Here is a 16,429-nt window from a genome sequence, read left to right on the forward strand (position 1 = left end):
TTTTCCTCCTTAAACTTCTTTGACATCAACTGACTGAACACTCTTTCCGGGATCTAATAGGTAGACTTGCGAGTAATCACCAAATAACCAGCGGATAAACCGTTGAGGTAATCGCATCACAGCTCCACGTAGAACCTGTTTCTTCTCACCGTTTTCACCGGTGACGTTAATAACGATCTTGTGTTTCACGAGTTTTGCCTCCTTTCTGTAAGGGGTTTCTTCCTTACACATCACAGGCAAAGAAAAAGGAGGAGTTTTTAACCTCCTCCTAAAAAATTTCTAGAATTTTTTAACGCGTTTTTCTAAGCTTTTCGAGAGCCTTATCCAAATGCTTTTTCACGCCAGCAGACGAAATACCAAGCATGCTCGCAATCTCTGACTGAGTGTATCCTCCAAAAAACATCAGTTTTACTACTTGACTCTGCTTATCTGTCAGCACTGAAAGCATAGATTCTGTTCTCTCTGACATTTCAAAACCATAATCGTTGGTAATAAAACCATAATCATCAGTAGTACTAAGAGCTTCAGCAAGATGACTTTTATCTACTTCAAGCTCACCATCTGCATCAAAGTCAAGCGAAAGATTATAGTTACGTGGAAAATGCTCTTCAGCAGCATACTCCACGTCACCCTTGTTAGGCTCATAACCGTGCTTAAGATTAAAATGCCGGATATATTCTTCTTTCCACGCCTTAATCTCAGCTTTTTCTTCAGCAGTTCTAGTTGGACGCAGGTTCTTATTGTTGTAATAAACCTCGCTATCATCCATTGAGTGAAGCATTTTAATATCCGCTTGAGTGACACCATTTTCGCCCGGCTTGATTTCGATAGTTTCTTCACTATAACTACCATCTTCATTACGAACACAACTTGTATACTTATATGTTGCTCGATCGTTGCTATTAGTTTTACGAGTCCTCATGCTCACCCTTCCCGCCTGCAGCGGTAGGGTGAAGACACATACAAAAAAGAGCCGATACTTTATGAAGTACCGACTCTAATACCTGAAAAACAGCCATAGTAGAATAGAGGTACTTCATAGGAGTCATGAAAAAACCATGAGGATCCTATTGACGTATCTCATCGCCCTATAGCTAATCAGGCTTTAACTGTTTATTAGTAGTGTCTTATTGATTAATCATTAACCACAATCTTGTTAATTGTTCCAAAAATTCTTATAACATTTACCCGCTCTTTCTTAAAACCCGTATCATGAGTGTAAAAAAGAGTGGAATAATCTCGTTTTTATAACAGCTTGACATGTAAAAACCACACTTGCCTTGAAAGCTACGTGCTTTGAGGTTTAAGCGTTAACAATGTTTTCACCCCCCTTCTCGTTAAACAACACTCGTTTTAGAAAACAAAACGAGCATTAGCCACGCTCTAATAGAGTCCCAACCGTAGCTAATAAAGTCCAACTGTATTTAATACAATCCCAACAAATCTAATATAATCCCAACCGTATTAATATCAGAAATCCTCACTCCGCAAAAAGTGTTATAGGCCTAACTACTTTTAGTGTTACCGTTAGAGCTTCTGATTAAAACACTTCAGATAAAACGTTAAAGTTATTACTATGCTAAAGAGGCTCTTCAAAAACCTGACAAATACGCACATATACGGGGTTGCATACACGAGATTGCAGGGAAAGAGTATTGCATATTTTTTCATAGAAGCGTACAATAAGAGCAAGGTGTTTTACTATTGTAAAGATGCATAGTATGCCTTCTTATCGAGAAAGAGATATTATGAAAAATATGATAATGCGAAGTCTATCTGTAGTTGTTTCTGCTGCTTGTTTATTTACTTTTTCCCCATTGGCATTTGGACAAGATAATAATGAGAATTATCAGCAAAGACTGGGGGATATATCAACTTATCTGAATCACACACTCAGTGAAAAAGAAATTGATGAGCAGATAAAGGAGACCTCGCGTCGCACTGGTGAGAGCCCTGACTCGATTGCTAGTAGGGTGGAGAAATCGGTTCGTGATTCAGTGTTAGATACTGCGAGGTTCTCTGTAAGAAGTGGGAATACACAGTTACCAAGAGCTCGTCATACAGGAGATATTTTTGTTTCTAATAATTCATCATTTTTCGTTTGGAAGCATGGGCATACTGGAATTTATGTTAATCGTGATGATATTGTCGAAGCAGTAGGGATGTTCCAGAATGCTCATCGAGTATCAAGGAAAAATAGTGTCGCAGCCGGCGGTGCCTCTATTCTTGAAGTAAAAACTTCCCAGGGAAACCGCGATAAAGCGGCGCGTCGGGCAATTGGTTATATTGGTAGGGGTTACAATGCAGATATTACTGATACTAATAGAAATGATTGGGGAGGTCTTAACTGTTCTCAATTAGTGTGGGCTGCATATTATTATGGTGCTGGTATTGATTTGGATACTGGTAGTGGTGAATATGTGTGGCCATATGATATTAAAAATTCTGGATATGTTAGGGAATATCAATATGTTCAGTAGTTGAGGTGCGGTCATTATGTGGAAAAAATTTATTCATGAATCTGAAGCTCACAAGAGAGTGAATGATGATTATGTGCGTAATGCTGCACCTCAATCTTCATTCACAACTGGGAATAAAACTCATAGAGTAGTAGTCTGGATTTTCGGGGTTATAGGTATAATTGCTGTAATTGCAGCCGTTACTGTAGGTGCCTTTCATTGGGTTTTATCGACAGAATATACAGTATCTGCTCATTCGGAGAAATTTGAAAATCTTCGGTTGCAGCATGCGGTTGTTGCAATCCCGCTGCATAACCCTCAGACATCTCTTATTCCCAATGGCAGCGCATTTATGTCAATTGTTTATGAAGATGGCAGTTTTAAGCTGCATAAGGTGAGCAATATAGAAGGCCAAACGCCAATTTGGAATACTGAGGCGCTTCACTATACAGATTCCCGTGATAGTTATTTCATACCAGTGAACGCTGGAAAACCTACGGTAAACTCTATAGAAAAGGTGCAACGTCAGAATTTTGCATTTTCTCTTGCTAATGGCGGTTTTGTTGATCTGTATGACGAAAGCATGATGAAGCATAGAGGTAAAACAACATATAAGATTCTTTCTACGACTTCTAAAGGTGAGAGTAAGCAGCAAACAATACAATTTTCAGAGAACCTATTTATTAAAACTTGTTCTACCTGTGGCAATCAAGCGTATGCAATTGCTCAAACAGACAAGCATGAAGTTGTGTTGTATCGCATGGTCAATGAAGCAAATGTTGGCCTAAATGAGGTATCGCGGCACCATGAAAAAGACATGGTGGGTGAGCAATTATATCAAGGAGAAAATGAATCTACAGGAGTAATTGATGCTGCTTATAGCCCACGATGCAACAATGGTGTGATTACTTTCTTATATTCGTATGGTCCATCGTCTGCTCGCACAAAGGATATGGCAGTAGAACACAGCGATTCTGCTGATGATGTTAAAGCTATTCAGGAACATTTTCTTGTGCGATGGGATGTGAAAACTGGTAAAATAACAACAATTCCATTGAAGAACAGCAAAGGTCAAGTGTTGTATGGTCCGACCACGGTCTCTTATGAGATTGCTGGCTACATAAACGCACAGGCATACGATGAAAAGCTTCTTCATATTGTTGATACCGAGAATGGACGAGTGTTTACTCTTGATACGCAAACAGGTGTTCTTCGCCGATTGTTAGATAAAACTACGCGTCAAGAGTCGTCAGCGGGCGTCAACTATCGTTTGCTGGTAGGAAACCATGAAATAGTTCGTATACCATCGATTATCGATACCTCTGATTTGAAAGATTTTGTTATCGAACGATTTGATAGGAAGACTGGAAAATTATTGAAAAAAATAAAAGTTAATAAAGATTTTCTCTATTTGACAGCTCAGAAAAATACGAATTTATATCCGGGAATTCCAGCTGTGAATCCAAAATGGTTGCAATGATCGGAAATTGACGTATTGGGCTTGATGCTTGTGAATGATTTTGCAGTGTCAAGCCCGATTTATTCTGTCGTGCGTGTAGGGGGAAACTAAGGGTAAGCGGCAAAAAGTGTGTCTATTAGTCGGCGTGTCTTTAACACATAGTCCCTTTTCTGATTGCAATATCTGGATGATAGTCAGCTTTACATAAGTTAAACCCAGTGTCTAAATGAGCTGGTCCGATTGGATTATCATCAATAATAATTTTTTTATTTTTTGGTTTAAAACATTCAGAAGTTATAAATTGTTTAGGATTTGAAGGATTTTCACGACTGAAGTAACACCACCATTCTATAGCTCTACGCATGTGATCTTCAGATAATCCTTTATGAACACTTACCAATTTATCTATCTGTGAATTTATACCACCTTCTAAAGCATTAGTAGTACTAGGAATAGGAACGCTCGTTTTCTCTAATAGTAAAGGATCAAGAAAGGTAAATAGTGTGTACCATTTTTAACTTGTATAGCAAGCAGATTATAAGCTTTTCTTGCTGTCTGGTGCGTATACCACCATTGTTGATTACTTCTTACCCAAGAAGGAATATTTTCTTCAGAAACATTCCTACGGAACGTTTTTTGATTAAGCCAATCTTTCCACTGGTTATAAGATTTCTGTAGTAAATTAACCCATAAATCAGATTCTTTCAACGTTCTGATTTTAACTAACTTTTTAGCTAAACCCCACAAAGCCTTATGTGATTGCAGCCTAGGCTTGCTTGTAGTTAATACGCGTATATTACGTTTAATATGTACTAAACAGCGTTGTACTCGAGTCTCTGGCCAAACTTGTTTAATAGCGCTCAACGCGCCAGCGTTCCCATCAGTAATAACAACAGTAAGAGCTATTAAATTATTAAGTAAACTTTTATATGCTTCAGTATTTTCTCTAATGCAACAACTGGCAAAATAATTCCACTTAAGCAACGTATTGGACTTTTAGAGCGCAAGATTAGAGTAGTTAAAGAGAATAATTATAATGAAACAGACTGGCTCAAATGGTCTAAACATGCATTTTTGAATCTATTTATGGTTTTTAATATCAAGAAGATAGCCTGCTTCTGGCAAGAGAAAACCTTCTTGCAACATAACTGGGATAGTACAGAAGAATTACGTCAAGCTATTCATACTTATATTGATTTTTACAACAATCACAGAATTAAAATGGGGCTTAAAAGACAATTATGGAACATCGTGCTATGATTGCACAAAATGTCTAAAAATTGTCCTAAGCCCCCTTTGTTTTCAATGTCAAGTAATACTAAATGTTAAGCTTTTCAGCTTAACTACAGCAAGTTTTCCTTGGTATTTCAACGATAACTCGGGTTTTTAGACACACTTTTTTGCCGCTTATCCTCAAAAATAGTTCCTTCATTAGGCAACGACATCGTTGTCATCAAAGCAAGCATGAACGTAAACGGACCGAGCGCATTCCCATACGTTTTGAACATCACACCAAAATCATGGCCGAATACCACCATCGACAAGTAAAGGAACATAAAATTCACAGCTGTAAACATAACCAACTTCAGCACGAACATAAGAACCTTGTACATGAGAATATCCTCCTCACTCACTAAACGGAGTCGAACACCAAATAGCAGAAGCTGCTAAACTTGTAGCTAGACCCATAACTCCACCTCTAAATGCGGATGAACCAACTGCCTTTAAAATATACATAGCAGCTTGCTTCCAAAGATGCTTTTCAAGTAACTTTTTGAAAGTAGCAGTAAATACTCCAGTAATACCGATTAGACCAGTAGTCTTAATTATACATTTAACATAATCCTTCGAACGCACTGCATGATTATCATTAGACGAAATCTCACCAACAGATGCATTTGCATTGAGCTTATGAATTAAATTCTCAAGCACTTCTTTCGGAACATGAGAAAACTCCCCTGCTTGTGTTACAGTCCATTTTTTATTAATTTCATCAAACTTGAGATACTTTGAAAAAATAATTTCAAGACGCTTAGCATAATTATCTATATTCGCATCACCGACATTGCTTTCTACAACACTTGGTCCGTTATCCACTATCTCATTAGCTTGAGCAGTTGATACCAGAGAAACACAGGTTGATAATGCTGCAACAACTACAGCAATAGACTTAAAAATATGACATTTCATAGAAATTCTCCTTTGTAATTACAATATATAAAAGACCTATCATTGGGTTTAATACTCATTCTATCCAATAATTTTTTGCCATACAATTGTTGTTGCTATTTTTGATAACACATAAAATGTATAAGGTGTTCTAAGTTTTACTTGTAACAAATAGAAATAGGGTTATTCCCCAAAATACTAAATTATGCAAATAGACTACAATTAGAATACTCTAATGAAACTAACCTAATCTACTGTTGTAATTAAATGATGAACTCTTGCAATAATCCCATTGGTAGTGTATGTAGCAACAAGATGGTTAGGAATGGTAAAACCGGTGCAAAGAAAACACGATGGAGATGCAAAACATGTGGCGCTTATTCAAAGCAACATCGTCAATATATAACACGTCAAAAACCGTTACAATTGGTCATGAAACGACTGTTAAGTTTTTTTAAACAAGAAACTATAAATACTCCTCACGAGGAAAAGAAGAAATAACAGGGTACGGTAACGCGATTAATCCCGTACAAACCATGGGAGGATTCATACTTGTTTATACGAAAAGGGTTGGCATGAATATGAGAATATGGTAACGACACACCAATTCTATGCACACTTTCTAGGAAATAACCATAAAAATCAAGCATTTGCATTATTAGTTATTCTGAAACAAGATTTCTACTAATCCACATCTCTAGTTCTTTAAGAGAGAATCCGCCATGCTCCTCAAAATCTAGTTTTGTTAACAATTTTCTATGATTATATATAGCCAACGTCGGAGTACCTTTAATGTTATACTTCTTCTTAAACTGAAGCCATTCAGATTTATTTTCGTGAATCCTCTCAACATTGACATAATATAATCTATCACTAATTTTATATTTGTCGATCATTTCCCCCAATATTTGATCAAATTTATTACAATCACCACAACCCGGCCTTCCAAAATAAACTATAAGCTTCTTTCCATCATTATTGCGCAACACAAAATTTTTTTCCAACAGGCTATTTAATTTATCATACATAGTCAATGTAGGATGCGTCATATCCTTTTCGTAAGTTTGTCCAACAATAAAATAAGCATTTGCAATTAAACTGAATACTAAAACAATGTATAAAATAATCTTCTTCATCGCTACTAGCTTTCTACAAAAGTCTCTAACTCTTTCAAATTCTTATATCCTTGAGAAATTACCAGTTTCCCACGCTTCCTCATTACAATAGTTGGAGTATTGTAAATCTTTATTTCAGCTGCCTTTCTCACAATCTTCATGTCTGTGGCATCCCAATAATAAATTTTAGCATGCGTTTCATCTTGATATTCTTTTAGAACTTTATTGAATTCCTGACATGCTCCACAGCCTGAACTACCAAAATAGAGCACTTCTCCAGTTTTAAGATTTGAGATATTATTCTCCTGTAATACTGAAAATGAGGGTCTTAAGCCACTCAAATGAATATATGCAATAAAACCAACGAATAACATTATGACAATAGCTGGAAGTATACGAGATATTACACTTTTCATAACTCAGTACTCCTTTTTCATAAATTGTAATAACGACAATAGGAAAAACATAACAATATACATTAGAGCAATAATACAAGTTGCAGACGTAAGAGCGGTGAACGAGTCTGGTGATAAATAATAAAATATCTGAAAAGAATACACGGATGTTTGAGACAATATTATGTTTATCAAATTCGGCAATATCCATAATAATATAAAGGAAAGAATCATCGTAACACCAACTTTTTCAAAATATATCAACAGATTCATATTTATAGCAATATACAAAAGGAAAATTATCGGATATACGAGCAGTTGATGCATAACTATCCCTAGAGACGAGTAATTTAGTGACAAAAATACCAAATTTACGACTAGATAAATGCTTACGTATTCACCATATATAAAACACAATAATTTAATCCTATTAGGAATATACTCTAGATAATGATGAATAATTTTCTTCTCTTGCCATTCACCAATTGATAATATCTGATATAGGCTTAAAAATAGTATAGTTATCGTTGAAAAGAATTTATATTGTGATAAAAATGCACCTCTTTTAGCTTGAAATACTATAAACACGCAACATGCCAAATACAAAACAAAAGACAATAAGAAAAGCTTCTGATGACTAAACTTAATAATTTCTGATTTTATATAGTACTTCATTATCATCTTCCTCCAACATAAAATCTTTAATATCATGTGTAATATCACTGTATTCCACGATTTGTACCCCATGCTCAATCAGCAATTTAAGAACCTTGGCAATATCCTCTCTAGGCAATTTAATTCTAAAAGTTGATTCTTTGTTATCTTTGCTACGACAAAAAACCTCATATCTGTTAGAAAGCAATTTACTAATATCCACATCATTTACAACAATCACATTATAAATTCTTAGATTATCGTTAAAATTAACAATTTTTTGAATTTTCCCTTTTTTTAAATACCATACAATATCAGCAATTTCACCTAACTCATCTAATATATGACTTGAAATTACAAGGCTTTTACCTTGTGAGCGCAATGACAAGATAGTGTCTTTTAACTGCTTTATAGTAAGAACATCTAATCCATTGAAAGGTTCATCAAGAAGAATAATTTCACTATTTGAGAGCAATATTCTAGCAATATTTAATTTTTGCTTCATACCTAGCGACAATTGTTTAAACTTTTTATTTTTTGCTTCGTCGAGACTCACCTGATGCAATAATTTATCACAATTAAAGTCTTTTCTCCCCATCAAAGCAGCAAACACTCTAAGATTATCCTGTACAGAAAATTCGTCATAAAAAGATGGATTCTCAATAGCAAATGAAAGTGAACCGTCCAATTCAATATTGCCTTGATAATCAACTATCAAATTTGCAATGCACTTCATTAACGTGGTTTTTCCTGAACCATTATTGCCTACTAACGCAATAATTTGCCCAGCACTGCTTTCCAAAGAAATGTCATCTAAAACGACTTTTCCCCCATATGATTTTTTCAAATGAGATATCTTCATAAGATTACCTCTTAACAAATGAAACTAAAAATTTCCGATCTCCTTTTACAGAAATCTTACTATCTTCACCAATAAAAATTTTAGGACTCTCTTCGTAGATAACAGCATTTTTAACATTTCCTGGCTGTTTCTGAGCACGCACAAAAAGAGCATCATCAAGCTTGTACAGCTTTCCAGCAAAGCGTATCTCTCCTTTGCCTCTCTTTGCATAAATAGCATACACTCCTGGCTTTAACGATAAGTTATCGTTATTTTTATAATCTCCTGAAACTAGTGTTGGCAAATCATCACGAATTATACCAAAACGAACATTATTTGTCTTATACCCTACATACAGCAGACTGATAAGACCGAGGATTACTATGGTAGCTGCAAATATCCATTTTTTGCTTTTCATTTCTTAATCACATCCAAATCTATTATTTCATCAGCAATTTTATCGAACATTGCATCATGAGTAACAATAAAAATCATCGCAGTCTTTTTTAACTCCAAGACTTTGTCTATAAAAATCTTCTTAGAAGAATCATCCAAGTTTGAAGTAGGCTCATCAAAAATATACACATCTGCTTCTTTATTCAAACTTCTAGACAATAAAACCTTCTGTCGTTCCCCTTGCGATAAATTCACACCGTTATAAAAAATTATCTTATCTAAATCAAGTTTAAAAATATTATCTACTGGCTGTCTTGCATTCTTATAAATATCATATGCAACATTCTTACCAATAGAAGCATAGTTTAAAAATTGATTTTGCTGATAACAACTTATTCTACTCTGAATCATTTCTATTGGATAACCATACAAATCCCTATCAGAGTCATAATAATGCACACTTCCAGCAGACACTGGTACTACGCCCATAATAACATACATTAAAGTCGATTTGCCTATTCCATTCTTCCCTTTAACCAAAATCAAGCTATGACTACGAAATTGCTTTGATATTCCAGAAAGGACTGAGACTGAAGTGTCTTGACTGTACGAAACTGAAACATTTTCTAAAGATATTCCAGTAATAGTAAAATCTGCTGCATTGTTTCTATCAATAGCAGGTGGTTTACGATAATGGGAATCAAGCGAAGAATATCTCTCCAAATCTAAAAATTTTTGTATAGCGGGCTTGCCAAGACTATAAACCATATAAACGATTACAAAGCTGATAAAAACGCTGACAACTTTCATATCCATTTTGATGGAATACATAAGCATTACATAAACAAAAATCAAACTTAAATTCAGATACATAACCCCATCATAAAGTGTCAAAATATGAGCTGTGCTTTCTCGCTGTTTAGCAAATGAATCTTTCACTTTGAGCAATATGCTTTTCAGATAAGTAGATACTTCCTCTTTACTTGAGAATATGGATCTATCCAGCTTATTATGAATCGATTCCTCAATGAAAACAGAAAGCTCTCCCATATTATTGAAATAATTCCTATTATAATTTTTTCTTGTCACGATGCCTTTTTTGAAGATAATGACGTAGGTAAGCATGCATACGATCGACAACAAAGCTATCCCTCTACTAAAAGCAAAAGTCGCACTAAAAATAAGAACTACACAAACTAATTCGAAATATGAAAGATACCTCTTTAACTGCCAGTCCGACGCATTAAAATTATTCCAAAACTTTATCAGCCTATTATAGATATTCTCATCTTTTTCACTTAACTGGTCTATATCTTCCAAAAAAGAAAAAGCCAACGCTTCTTGCTTTAGAGAATCTTCATTTGATACAATTCCATTATATTCCGTCTTTAATTTTACATAAATACACGTGAGCAATGTCTCAAAAATAAAGATTACCAATACTTGCCATATAACTAGATTCCGCAATTGATAAATCAAAAAATATTGAATTGAGAAAATAATTATAATTGGAATTATGCATAACAACACTGTTAAATATAAAAGATCAACATGTAATTTAAGATTCTTTTTTACATGACTATGTTTTTGCAGTAACTTTTCCTGATGAGTACGCTCCACAACATTTTCAATTATGAAAACATACCCTTTAAATACCCCTTTTAACTCGTTTAAATTAACCTGTTCTAGAACTACATGCGAAGGATCAGATACAATCGCTTTACCGTCTTTAACACCATACGATAGAATATAATGATTTTCGCCATTGCTATCAACCAGTAATATCATAGGCTTAGTAAAATCAAGAAGATGAAAATCTTCAACTTCATAACTAGAACCGTAAACTCCGAATTGTTTCAAAACCTCTTCAATATTAAACAAAGATAAACCTTGCTCAATATCTAAACTAGAAACAACCGATTTAAAACTTCTTTCATTAAATCTATGATAATTTTCTAGCAATGATTTGATAACTGCAATACCGCAATCTGAAGTCAAATTTTGCATATTATGAGGATAAGCCACCATCTATTGAGCTCCTCAAAGTTTCAAGGCGTGGAGGCTATCATAGCCTCCACGCTACAGATTTAATCACAAATGTTAAAAAGCATCATACAATCAAATCAATTTTCTCAAATACTAAATTACGCAAATAGATTACAGTTAGAACACTACAATGAGACTAACCTAATCTACTGTTGTAATGAAATCTGGTAATATAATCATATGCAGAACTAGAGAATCATCCCCAGCAGATGAAACCCCAGACAACGCACATCCATCCAGCTCTAATCGAGCGAGATTCTTCTAGTGTTAGCTTCTTCATAATAATCATCTCCTCTCTTTCAAGTAAAAACCTCCTATAGAGCTAAATCCGCAACATCATAGACGAATGTTGCATTCTCAACTCTCACCATAGTTATAAATCATTTATGATGTCTTGTCAATACACTGCAACGAAAATGTTATAACACATATATACCAGATATTTCCACCAACTTTCATCCTGGCATTAATGTAATTATCGCGAATTATGTATGATTTTGAAAATAAAATTCACATGAAAATATGCAGACTATCCTCTATTACGATTGCTCATTTTTCTCAATTATCGGGTTATAGACCAAAAAATAAGGTACGACCACACCTTATATGTGAAATCTTACCTTATTTTTGTTTTATGACTTCAATTTCCCACTTCACCAGCTGGGTGCAAAGTGGGTGCACTTTTTAACGTTATCCATCCTGTGCACTCGACCCCAGAGCGTTGATATCTTCCCTCAAACAGCCAAACTGCGCTCAAAAACCGCAAGGAATCAGCTTGAAGCCGCTTCGCATTAAACCTTTTAACGATAACCCTCGCTAAGCCTTGCTACATAAGGGCAAATTTGCACCCACCTATTAAGCCCTAGACATCAATACGACAGTCTCAACGTGGTGAGTGTTGGGATATATAACACAGAAAGCAATAGTTTCAGAGTTCAGAAGGAAAAGTTTCATTGCACACAAGAGTTAAGAAACTGACCAAACATACATGCCAACAGATTTGCGCAAAGCTCATGACGAGCTAGATAAAATAGTAGATGTTGCTTTTGGTGCTACAAAGCCTTGCTCTAATAACGACGAGCGCCTAGAAATTCTCTTCAAATCCTATATTCGCATGACTAAGGAATGAATTTAATATAAGCAAACCTATAAAACGAAAAACCAATCTGTAGTTTCTACAAGTCAGGATTTATATTAAGAAGTGTTGATTGCTGTTAGCAGAGGGTCACAAGTTTTGTGTGACCTTCTAGCATATTCATTCTTCTGAAACAATACGCAGTTGAATTGTGAAACTCGTAACTGAACCTTTTATCCACATAGTTCGAAAAAAATATTGCTTTTTTTTTAAGTGAATAAACTTTATTGTGTTGTATGCAAATTTTGGGGCTGACTCTAATTTTGCATAATTTTCAAATCGAATTAAGAAAGGAAGAAAGATGAATGGGGAGAATATGGAAATGTCTCCAGTGAATAATGATAACAATAACAAGCATTTGAGTGGGCTTGGAGTATCTGCGCTTGTATTGGGTATTATTAGCATTGTATTTTCTGTAGTTTCAATTATTAATAATATGTGCTTTGTGCTTGGAATTCTTGCTATAATTTTTGCTGGATGCTCTTGGAAATCAACTGGTAAAAAAGGACACAAGCGTGGTCATGGAATGGTAATCGCTGGTCTTGTTCTAGGTATCCTTTCAATAGTAATTACTTTATCTATGCAAGCAAGTTTTAGTGCTTCTATAGATAAAGCTAAGTCTGGCTTAGATAAAGCAAGTAAAAAGCTAGACAATATGGCAAAAGGTATTGCCAATGAGAATGCTAAAGAGATGAAGATTCAAGTTAAGGGCACTGCTCCAACTGATATTAACTTATTAGTTTCTGGTTCTAACAGCAATGAAAGCACAAATAATGGTGTTTGGGAGAAAGTCTTTACTGGCAAGGATGCTCAAAAGGATTGGACAATCATGGCATCGCCAAAAATAGACGTTGATAATCCAACGCCAGACAATTACAAAGTTGAATGTTCAATTACTGTTGATGGCAAAGAAGTGTCTCATAAGAACGCAACTGGAACTTCTGCTAATGTAATGTGCACTGCGTCTGACACAACTGCTAAGTAATTTATACGTTTTTATAAAATTTATTCAAACAAAAAGCCCGACGAGTTTACGCGCCGGGCTTTTAGTGTATTCAGTTAGTTATTGTGTAACTTTACTTATTCTTATTGCTATCTTCTTTTTCGCTATCTTCAGACTTATTATCCTCAGATTTATTTTCTTCAGACTTATTTTCTTCAGTAGCAACAGCAGCAGTTGTGTCTATTGTCTCAAACTTTTCGCCTTTAATTGTGAACTCCCCCAGCAATCCTTCGCCTTCAGCATCCACCTTAATGTGTTCGCCGTCAGAAAGTTCACCAAGCAAAATCTTTTCAGAAATAGTATCCTCAATATCTCGCTGAATTACGCGACGCAACGGACGTGCACCAAGCAAAGGATCGAAGCCTTTCTGTGCAAGCAAATTCTTAGCGGCATCCGTAATTTCTAGAGACATGTGACGATCAAACAGCCTGTCGTTAAGCAACTTCACGTCCATGTCAACAATTTGACGAACTTCTGGCTCCGTAAGCTGACGGAACACAATAGTGTCGTCCAAACGGTTTAAGAACTCTGGACGGAAATGACGCTTAAGCTCAGAATTAACCTGATCTTTCATGCGCTGATACGTGGAATCAGCGTTATTTCCAAGTGTAAAGCCAGTATTTGCAGCCTTCGCAATATCGCGAGTACCAAGATTGGTGGTAAGAATAATAATCGTATTCTTAAAGTCCACTTTTCTACCCTGACCGTCTGTTAAGTGACCGTCATCGAGTACTTGCAAAAGCGTGTTGAAAATATCTGGATGAGCTTTTTCAATCTCGTCGAAAAGCACCACAGAGAATGGCTTTCTGCGAACTTTTTCAGTAAGCTCGCCACCTTCTTCATATCCAACATATCCAGGAGGAGCACCGAAAAGCCTAGACGCAGCATACTTTTCTGCAAACTCTGACATGTCAACTCTGATTAAGGCATTATCGTCATCAAACAAGAAGTTTGCAAGCGCCTTGGCAAGCTCAGTTTTACCAACTCCAGTAGGACCAGCAAAAATAAACGATCCAGAAGGACGTTTAGGATCCTTCAAACCAACTCGAGCACGACGAATCGAGCGAGCTAAAGCAGACACAGCTTCATCTTGACCAACAATACGCTTGTGAAGTTCAGATTCCATTTGAAGAAGCTTCTGTGATTCCGCTTGAGTAAGCTTTACTACAGGAATGCCTGTAGTGCTTGAAACAACGGAAGCAATCATGTCTTCATCAACAACCATCTTGACATTAGACTCGCCTTCGCGCCAAGCCTTTTCCTTCTCTGCAGCTTCATTCTCAAGCTTTTCTTGATCGTCGCGAAGATTGGCAGCTTCTTCAAAATCTTGCTGCTTGATTGCTTCATCTTTCTTTTCAGAAATCTTAGCAATCTTATGGTTTAATTCTTTGAGCTCAGGCGGCTGAGTCAAGCGCTTAATACGCAAGCGCGCACCAGCTTCATCAATAAGATCAATAGCCTTATCTGGAAGGTGACGATCTTGAATGTAACGATCAGAAAGCTCAGCAGAAGACTGTAAAGCTCCATCGGTAATAGTTACATGATGGTGATTTTCGTAGCGAGAACGCAATCCTTTAAGAATCTCGATTGTTTCAGCAATTGTAGGTTCTGGAACTTGAATCGGCTGGAAACGACGCTCCAAAGCAGCATCTTTTTCAATATACTTGCGATACTCGTCAGTAGTAGTAGCACCAATTGTCTGTAGCTCTCCACGCGCAAGCATTGGTTTAAGCATATCGGATGCACCAAGAGCTCCATCAGCAGAACCTGCTCCAACAATAGTGTGAATCTCATCAATAAAAAGCACAATATCGCCGCGTGTTTTAATTTCTTTAAGCACTTTTTTCAAGCGCTCTTCGAAATCGCCACGGTAGCGAGATCCTGCAATCATTGAACCTAAGTCTAGAGAATAAACTTGCTTATTTTTTAACGTTTCCGGCACATCGCCTTCAACGATTTTCTGTGCGAGACCTTCTACAACTGCAGTCTTACCAACTCCAGGCTCTCCAATAAGCACAGGATTATTCTTCGTGCGTCGGCTAAGTACAACCATAACGCGTTCAATTTCTTCAGAACGACCTATAACAGGATCAAGCTTTCCTTCTTGAGCTTCAAATGTTAAATTGCGTCCAAATTGATCAAGAAGAGCAGAGCCGGATTGATTTCGCTTATCTTGCACACTTCCAGCATTAGCTAACTCGCCCTTCTCGCTACCATTAGGAGCATTATCTCCACGAATTAAATCAACAGTAGTGCTTCGCAAGTCTCCAAGATCAACTTCCATCTTTATAAGTACTTGCGTGCCCACACCTTCGCCTTCGCGTATAAGCCCGAGCAAAATATGCTCAGTACCAATATAACTGTGACCAAGCTGAAGAGCTTCGCGCAAACTCAGTTCAAGCACTTGCTTAGCGTGAGGCGTAAAAGGAATATGACCAGCAGGCGAAACAGTGCCTTTGCCGATCATCTCTTCAACCTGTTTGCGAGTGCCTTCTAGGCCTACGCCTTTTGAGCTTAACGCTTTCGCGGCAATGCCCTCACCTTCGCGAATAAGCCCGAGCAAAATATGCTCAGTACCAATATAATTGTGCTGAAGTGAGCGAGCCTCTTCCTGAGCTAGCACAATCACGCGTCGTGCGCGATCAGTGAACCGTTCAAACATAACTACCTTCCGTTCTTTTCTTTCATTCCATGGTAACGAGTCGCCATGACGCGAAGCGTCGTATATATTTATTCATTCGTACAGCATTCCATAGC

At 36.4% G+C, this 16,429-nt stretch carries 17 protein-coding genes and 1 pseudogene; 6 read left to right on the forward strand and 12 right to left on the reverse strand.

The window, feature by feature from the left end; genetic code table 11:
• Nucleotides 1-9: 9 nt before the first annotated feature.
• Both HXT59_RS04985 and HXT59_RS04990 read right to left on the reverse strand, forming a co-directional pair.
• Nucleotides 10-231, reverse strand: coding sequence for a hypothetical protein (locus tag HXT59_RS04985; protein ID WP_016815920.1), 222 nt, complete (start codon nucleotides 229-231; stop codon nucleotides 10-12).
• A 58-nt stretch (nucleotides 232-289) separates the two neighbouring features.
• On the reverse strand, nucleotides 290-922 hold the full coding sequence (locus HXT59_RS04990) for a sigma-70 family RNA polymerase sigma factor (RefSeq protein WP_421784243.1): 633 nt from the start codon (nucleotides 920-922) through the stop codon (nucleotides 290-292).
• Nucleotides 923-1,748: 826 nt separating this feature from the next.
• Between HXT59_RS04990 and HXT59_RS04995 the strand changes: the two genes are divergently transcribed.
• Together HXT59_RS04995 and HXT59_RS05000 are read left to right on the forward strand one after the other, a co-directional pair.
• Nucleotides 1,749-2,480: a hypothetical protein gene (locus tag HXT59_RS04995; RefSeq protein ID WP_421784244.1), complete on the forward strand. Its 732-nt coding sequence runs from the start codon at nucleotides 1,749-1,751 to the stop codon at nucleotides 2,478-2,480.
• Between the two features lie 16 nt (nucleotides 2,481-2,496).
• Nucleotides 2,497-3,939 carry a hypothetical protein gene (locus tag HXT59_RS05000; RefSeq protein WP_004125695.1) on the forward strand — a complete coding sequence of 481 codons (1,443 nt, stop codon included), beginning with the start codon at nucleotides 2,497-2,499 and terminating at the stop codon, nucleotides 3,937-3,939.
• Nucleotides 3,940-4,069: 130 nt separating this feature from the next.
• On the opposite strand, the pseudogene HXT59_RS05005 reads toward HXT59_RS05000, so the two are convergent.
• Nucleotides 4,070-4,872 (reverse strand): annotated as a pseudogene (locus HXT59_RS05005) (transposase); the annotation flags it as partial.
• 132 nt (nucleotides 4,873-5,004) lie between these two features.
• On the opposite strand from HXT59_RS05005, the gene HXT59_RS05010 reads away from it, so the two are divergent.
• The gene (locus HXT59_RS05010) at nucleotides 5,005-5,178 is read left to right on the forward strand and encodes an IS3 family transposase (RefSeq protein WP_076002745.1); all 174 of its coding nucleotides are present in this window, start codon (nucleotides 5,005-5,007) and stop codon (nucleotides 5,176-5,178) included.
• A gap of 107 nt (nucleotides 5,179-5,285) precedes the next feature.
• Here the strand turns inward: HXT59_RS05010 and HXT59_RS05015 are convergent, their stop codons facing one another.
• Both HXT59_RS05015 and HXT59_RS05020 read right to left on the reverse strand, forming a co-directional pair.
• Nucleotides 5,286-5,531 (reverse strand): hypothetical protein, encoded by a 246-nt coding sequence (locus HXT59_RS05015; RefSeq protein ID WP_421784245.1) that lies wholly within the window; start codon nucleotides 5,529-5,531, stop codon nucleotides 5,286-5,288.
• 13 nt (nucleotides 5,532-5,544) lie between these two features.
• A complete protein-coding gene (locus HXT59_RS05020; protein ID WP_004125687.1) occupies nucleotides 5,545-6,108 on the reverse strand; it encodes a hypothetical protein in 564 nt (187 codons plus the stop codon).
• 249 nt (nucleotides 6,109-6,357) lie between these two features.
• On the opposite strand from HXT59_RS05020, the gene HXT59_RS05025 reads away from it, so the two are divergent.
• A complete protein-coding gene (locus HXT59_RS05025; protein ID WP_421784337.1) occupies nucleotides 6,358-6,588 on the forward strand; it encodes a transposase-like zinc-binding domain-containing protein in 231 nt (76 codons plus the stop codon).
• A 161-nt stretch (nucleotides 6,589-6,749) separates the two neighbouring features.
• Here HXT59_RS05025 and HXT59_RS05030 read toward each other — a convergent pair whose 3' ends face one another.
• From HXT59_RS05030 to HXT59_RS05055, 6 genes are read right to left on the reverse strand one after another with little or no spacing between them, the layout of a single operon-like run.
• Nucleotides 6,750-7,223 (reverse strand): thioredoxin family protein, encoded by a 474-nt coding sequence (locus tag HXT59_RS05030; protein ID WP_004125686.1) that lies wholly within the window; start codon nucleotides 7,221-7,223, stop codon nucleotides 6,750-6,752.
• A gap of 5 nt (nucleotides 7,224-7,228) precedes the next feature.
• Entirely contained in the window at nucleotides 7,229-7,618 is a 390-nt protein-coding gene (locus HXT59_RS05035; protein ID WP_004125685.1) for a thioredoxin family protein, read from the reverse strand.
• A gap of 3 nt (nucleotides 7,619-7,621) precedes the next feature.
• The gene (locus HXT59_RS05040) at nucleotides 7,622-8,272 is read right to left on the reverse strand and encodes a hypothetical protein (protein ID WP_004125684.1); all 651 of its coding nucleotides are present in this window, start codon (nucleotides 8,270-8,272) and stop codon (nucleotides 7,622-7,624) included.
• Nucleotides 8,241-9,113: an ABC transporter ATP-binding protein gene (locus tag HXT59_RS05045; RefSeq protein ID WP_016798451.1), complete on the reverse strand. Its 873-nt coding sequence runs from the start codon at nucleotides 9,111-9,113 to the stop codon at nucleotides 8,241-8,243. Before HXT59_RS05045 ends, HXT59_RS05040 begins: the two co-directional genes overlap by 32 nt.
• A gap of 4 nt (nucleotides 9,114-9,117) precedes the next feature.
• A complete protein-coding gene (locus HXT59_RS05050) occupies nucleotides 9,118-9,510 on the reverse strand; it encodes a hypothetical protein (protein WP_004114689.1) in 393 nt (130 codons plus the stop codon).
• A complete protein-coding gene (locus HXT59_RS05055; protein WP_014554440.1) occupies nucleotides 9,507-11,516 on the reverse strand; it encodes an ATP-binding cassette domain-containing protein in 2,010 nt (669 codons plus the stop codon). The genes HXT59_RS05050 and HXT59_RS05055 overlap by 4 nt, the downstream gene beginning before the upstream one ends.
• A gap of 1,006 nt (nucleotides 11,517-12,522) precedes the next feature.
• On the opposite strand from HXT59_RS05055, the gene HXT59_RS05060 reads away from it, so the two are divergent.
• Both HXT59_RS05060 and HXT59_RS05065 read left to right on the forward strand, forming a co-directional pair.
• Nucleotides 12,523-12,663: a type IIL restriction-modification enzyme MmeI gene (locus tag HXT59_RS05060; protein WP_012914143.1), complete on the forward strand. Its 141-nt coding sequence runs from the start codon at nucleotides 12,523-12,525 to the stop codon at nucleotides 12,661-12,663.
• 307 nt (nucleotides 12,664-12,970) lie between these two features.
• The gene (locus tag HXT59_RS05065; RefSeq protein WP_421783192.1) at nucleotides 12,971-13,654 is read left to right on the forward strand and encodes a DUF4190 domain-containing protein; all 684 of its coding nucleotides are present in this window, start codon (nucleotides 12,971-12,973) and stop codon (nucleotides 13,652-13,654) included.
• A gap of 91 nt (nucleotides 13,655-13,745) precedes the next feature.
• Here HXT59_RS05065 and HXT59_RS05070 read toward each other — a convergent pair whose 3' ends face one another.
• On the reverse strand, nucleotides 13,746-16,334 hold the full coding sequence (locus HXT59_RS05070; protein ID WP_012914140.1) for an ATP-dependent Clp protease ATP-binding subunit: 2,589 nt from the start codon (nucleotides 16,332-16,334) through the stop codon (nucleotides 13,746-13,748).
• Between the last annotated feature and the right edge of the window lie 95 nt (nucleotides 16,335-16,429).

It is taken from the genome of Gardnerella sp. KA01001 (genome assembly GCF_049244025.1).
Taxonomy (GTDB): domain Bacteria; phylum Actinomycetota; class Actinomycetes; order Actinomycetales; family Bifidobacteriaceae; genus Bifidobacterium; species Bifidobacterium swidsinskii.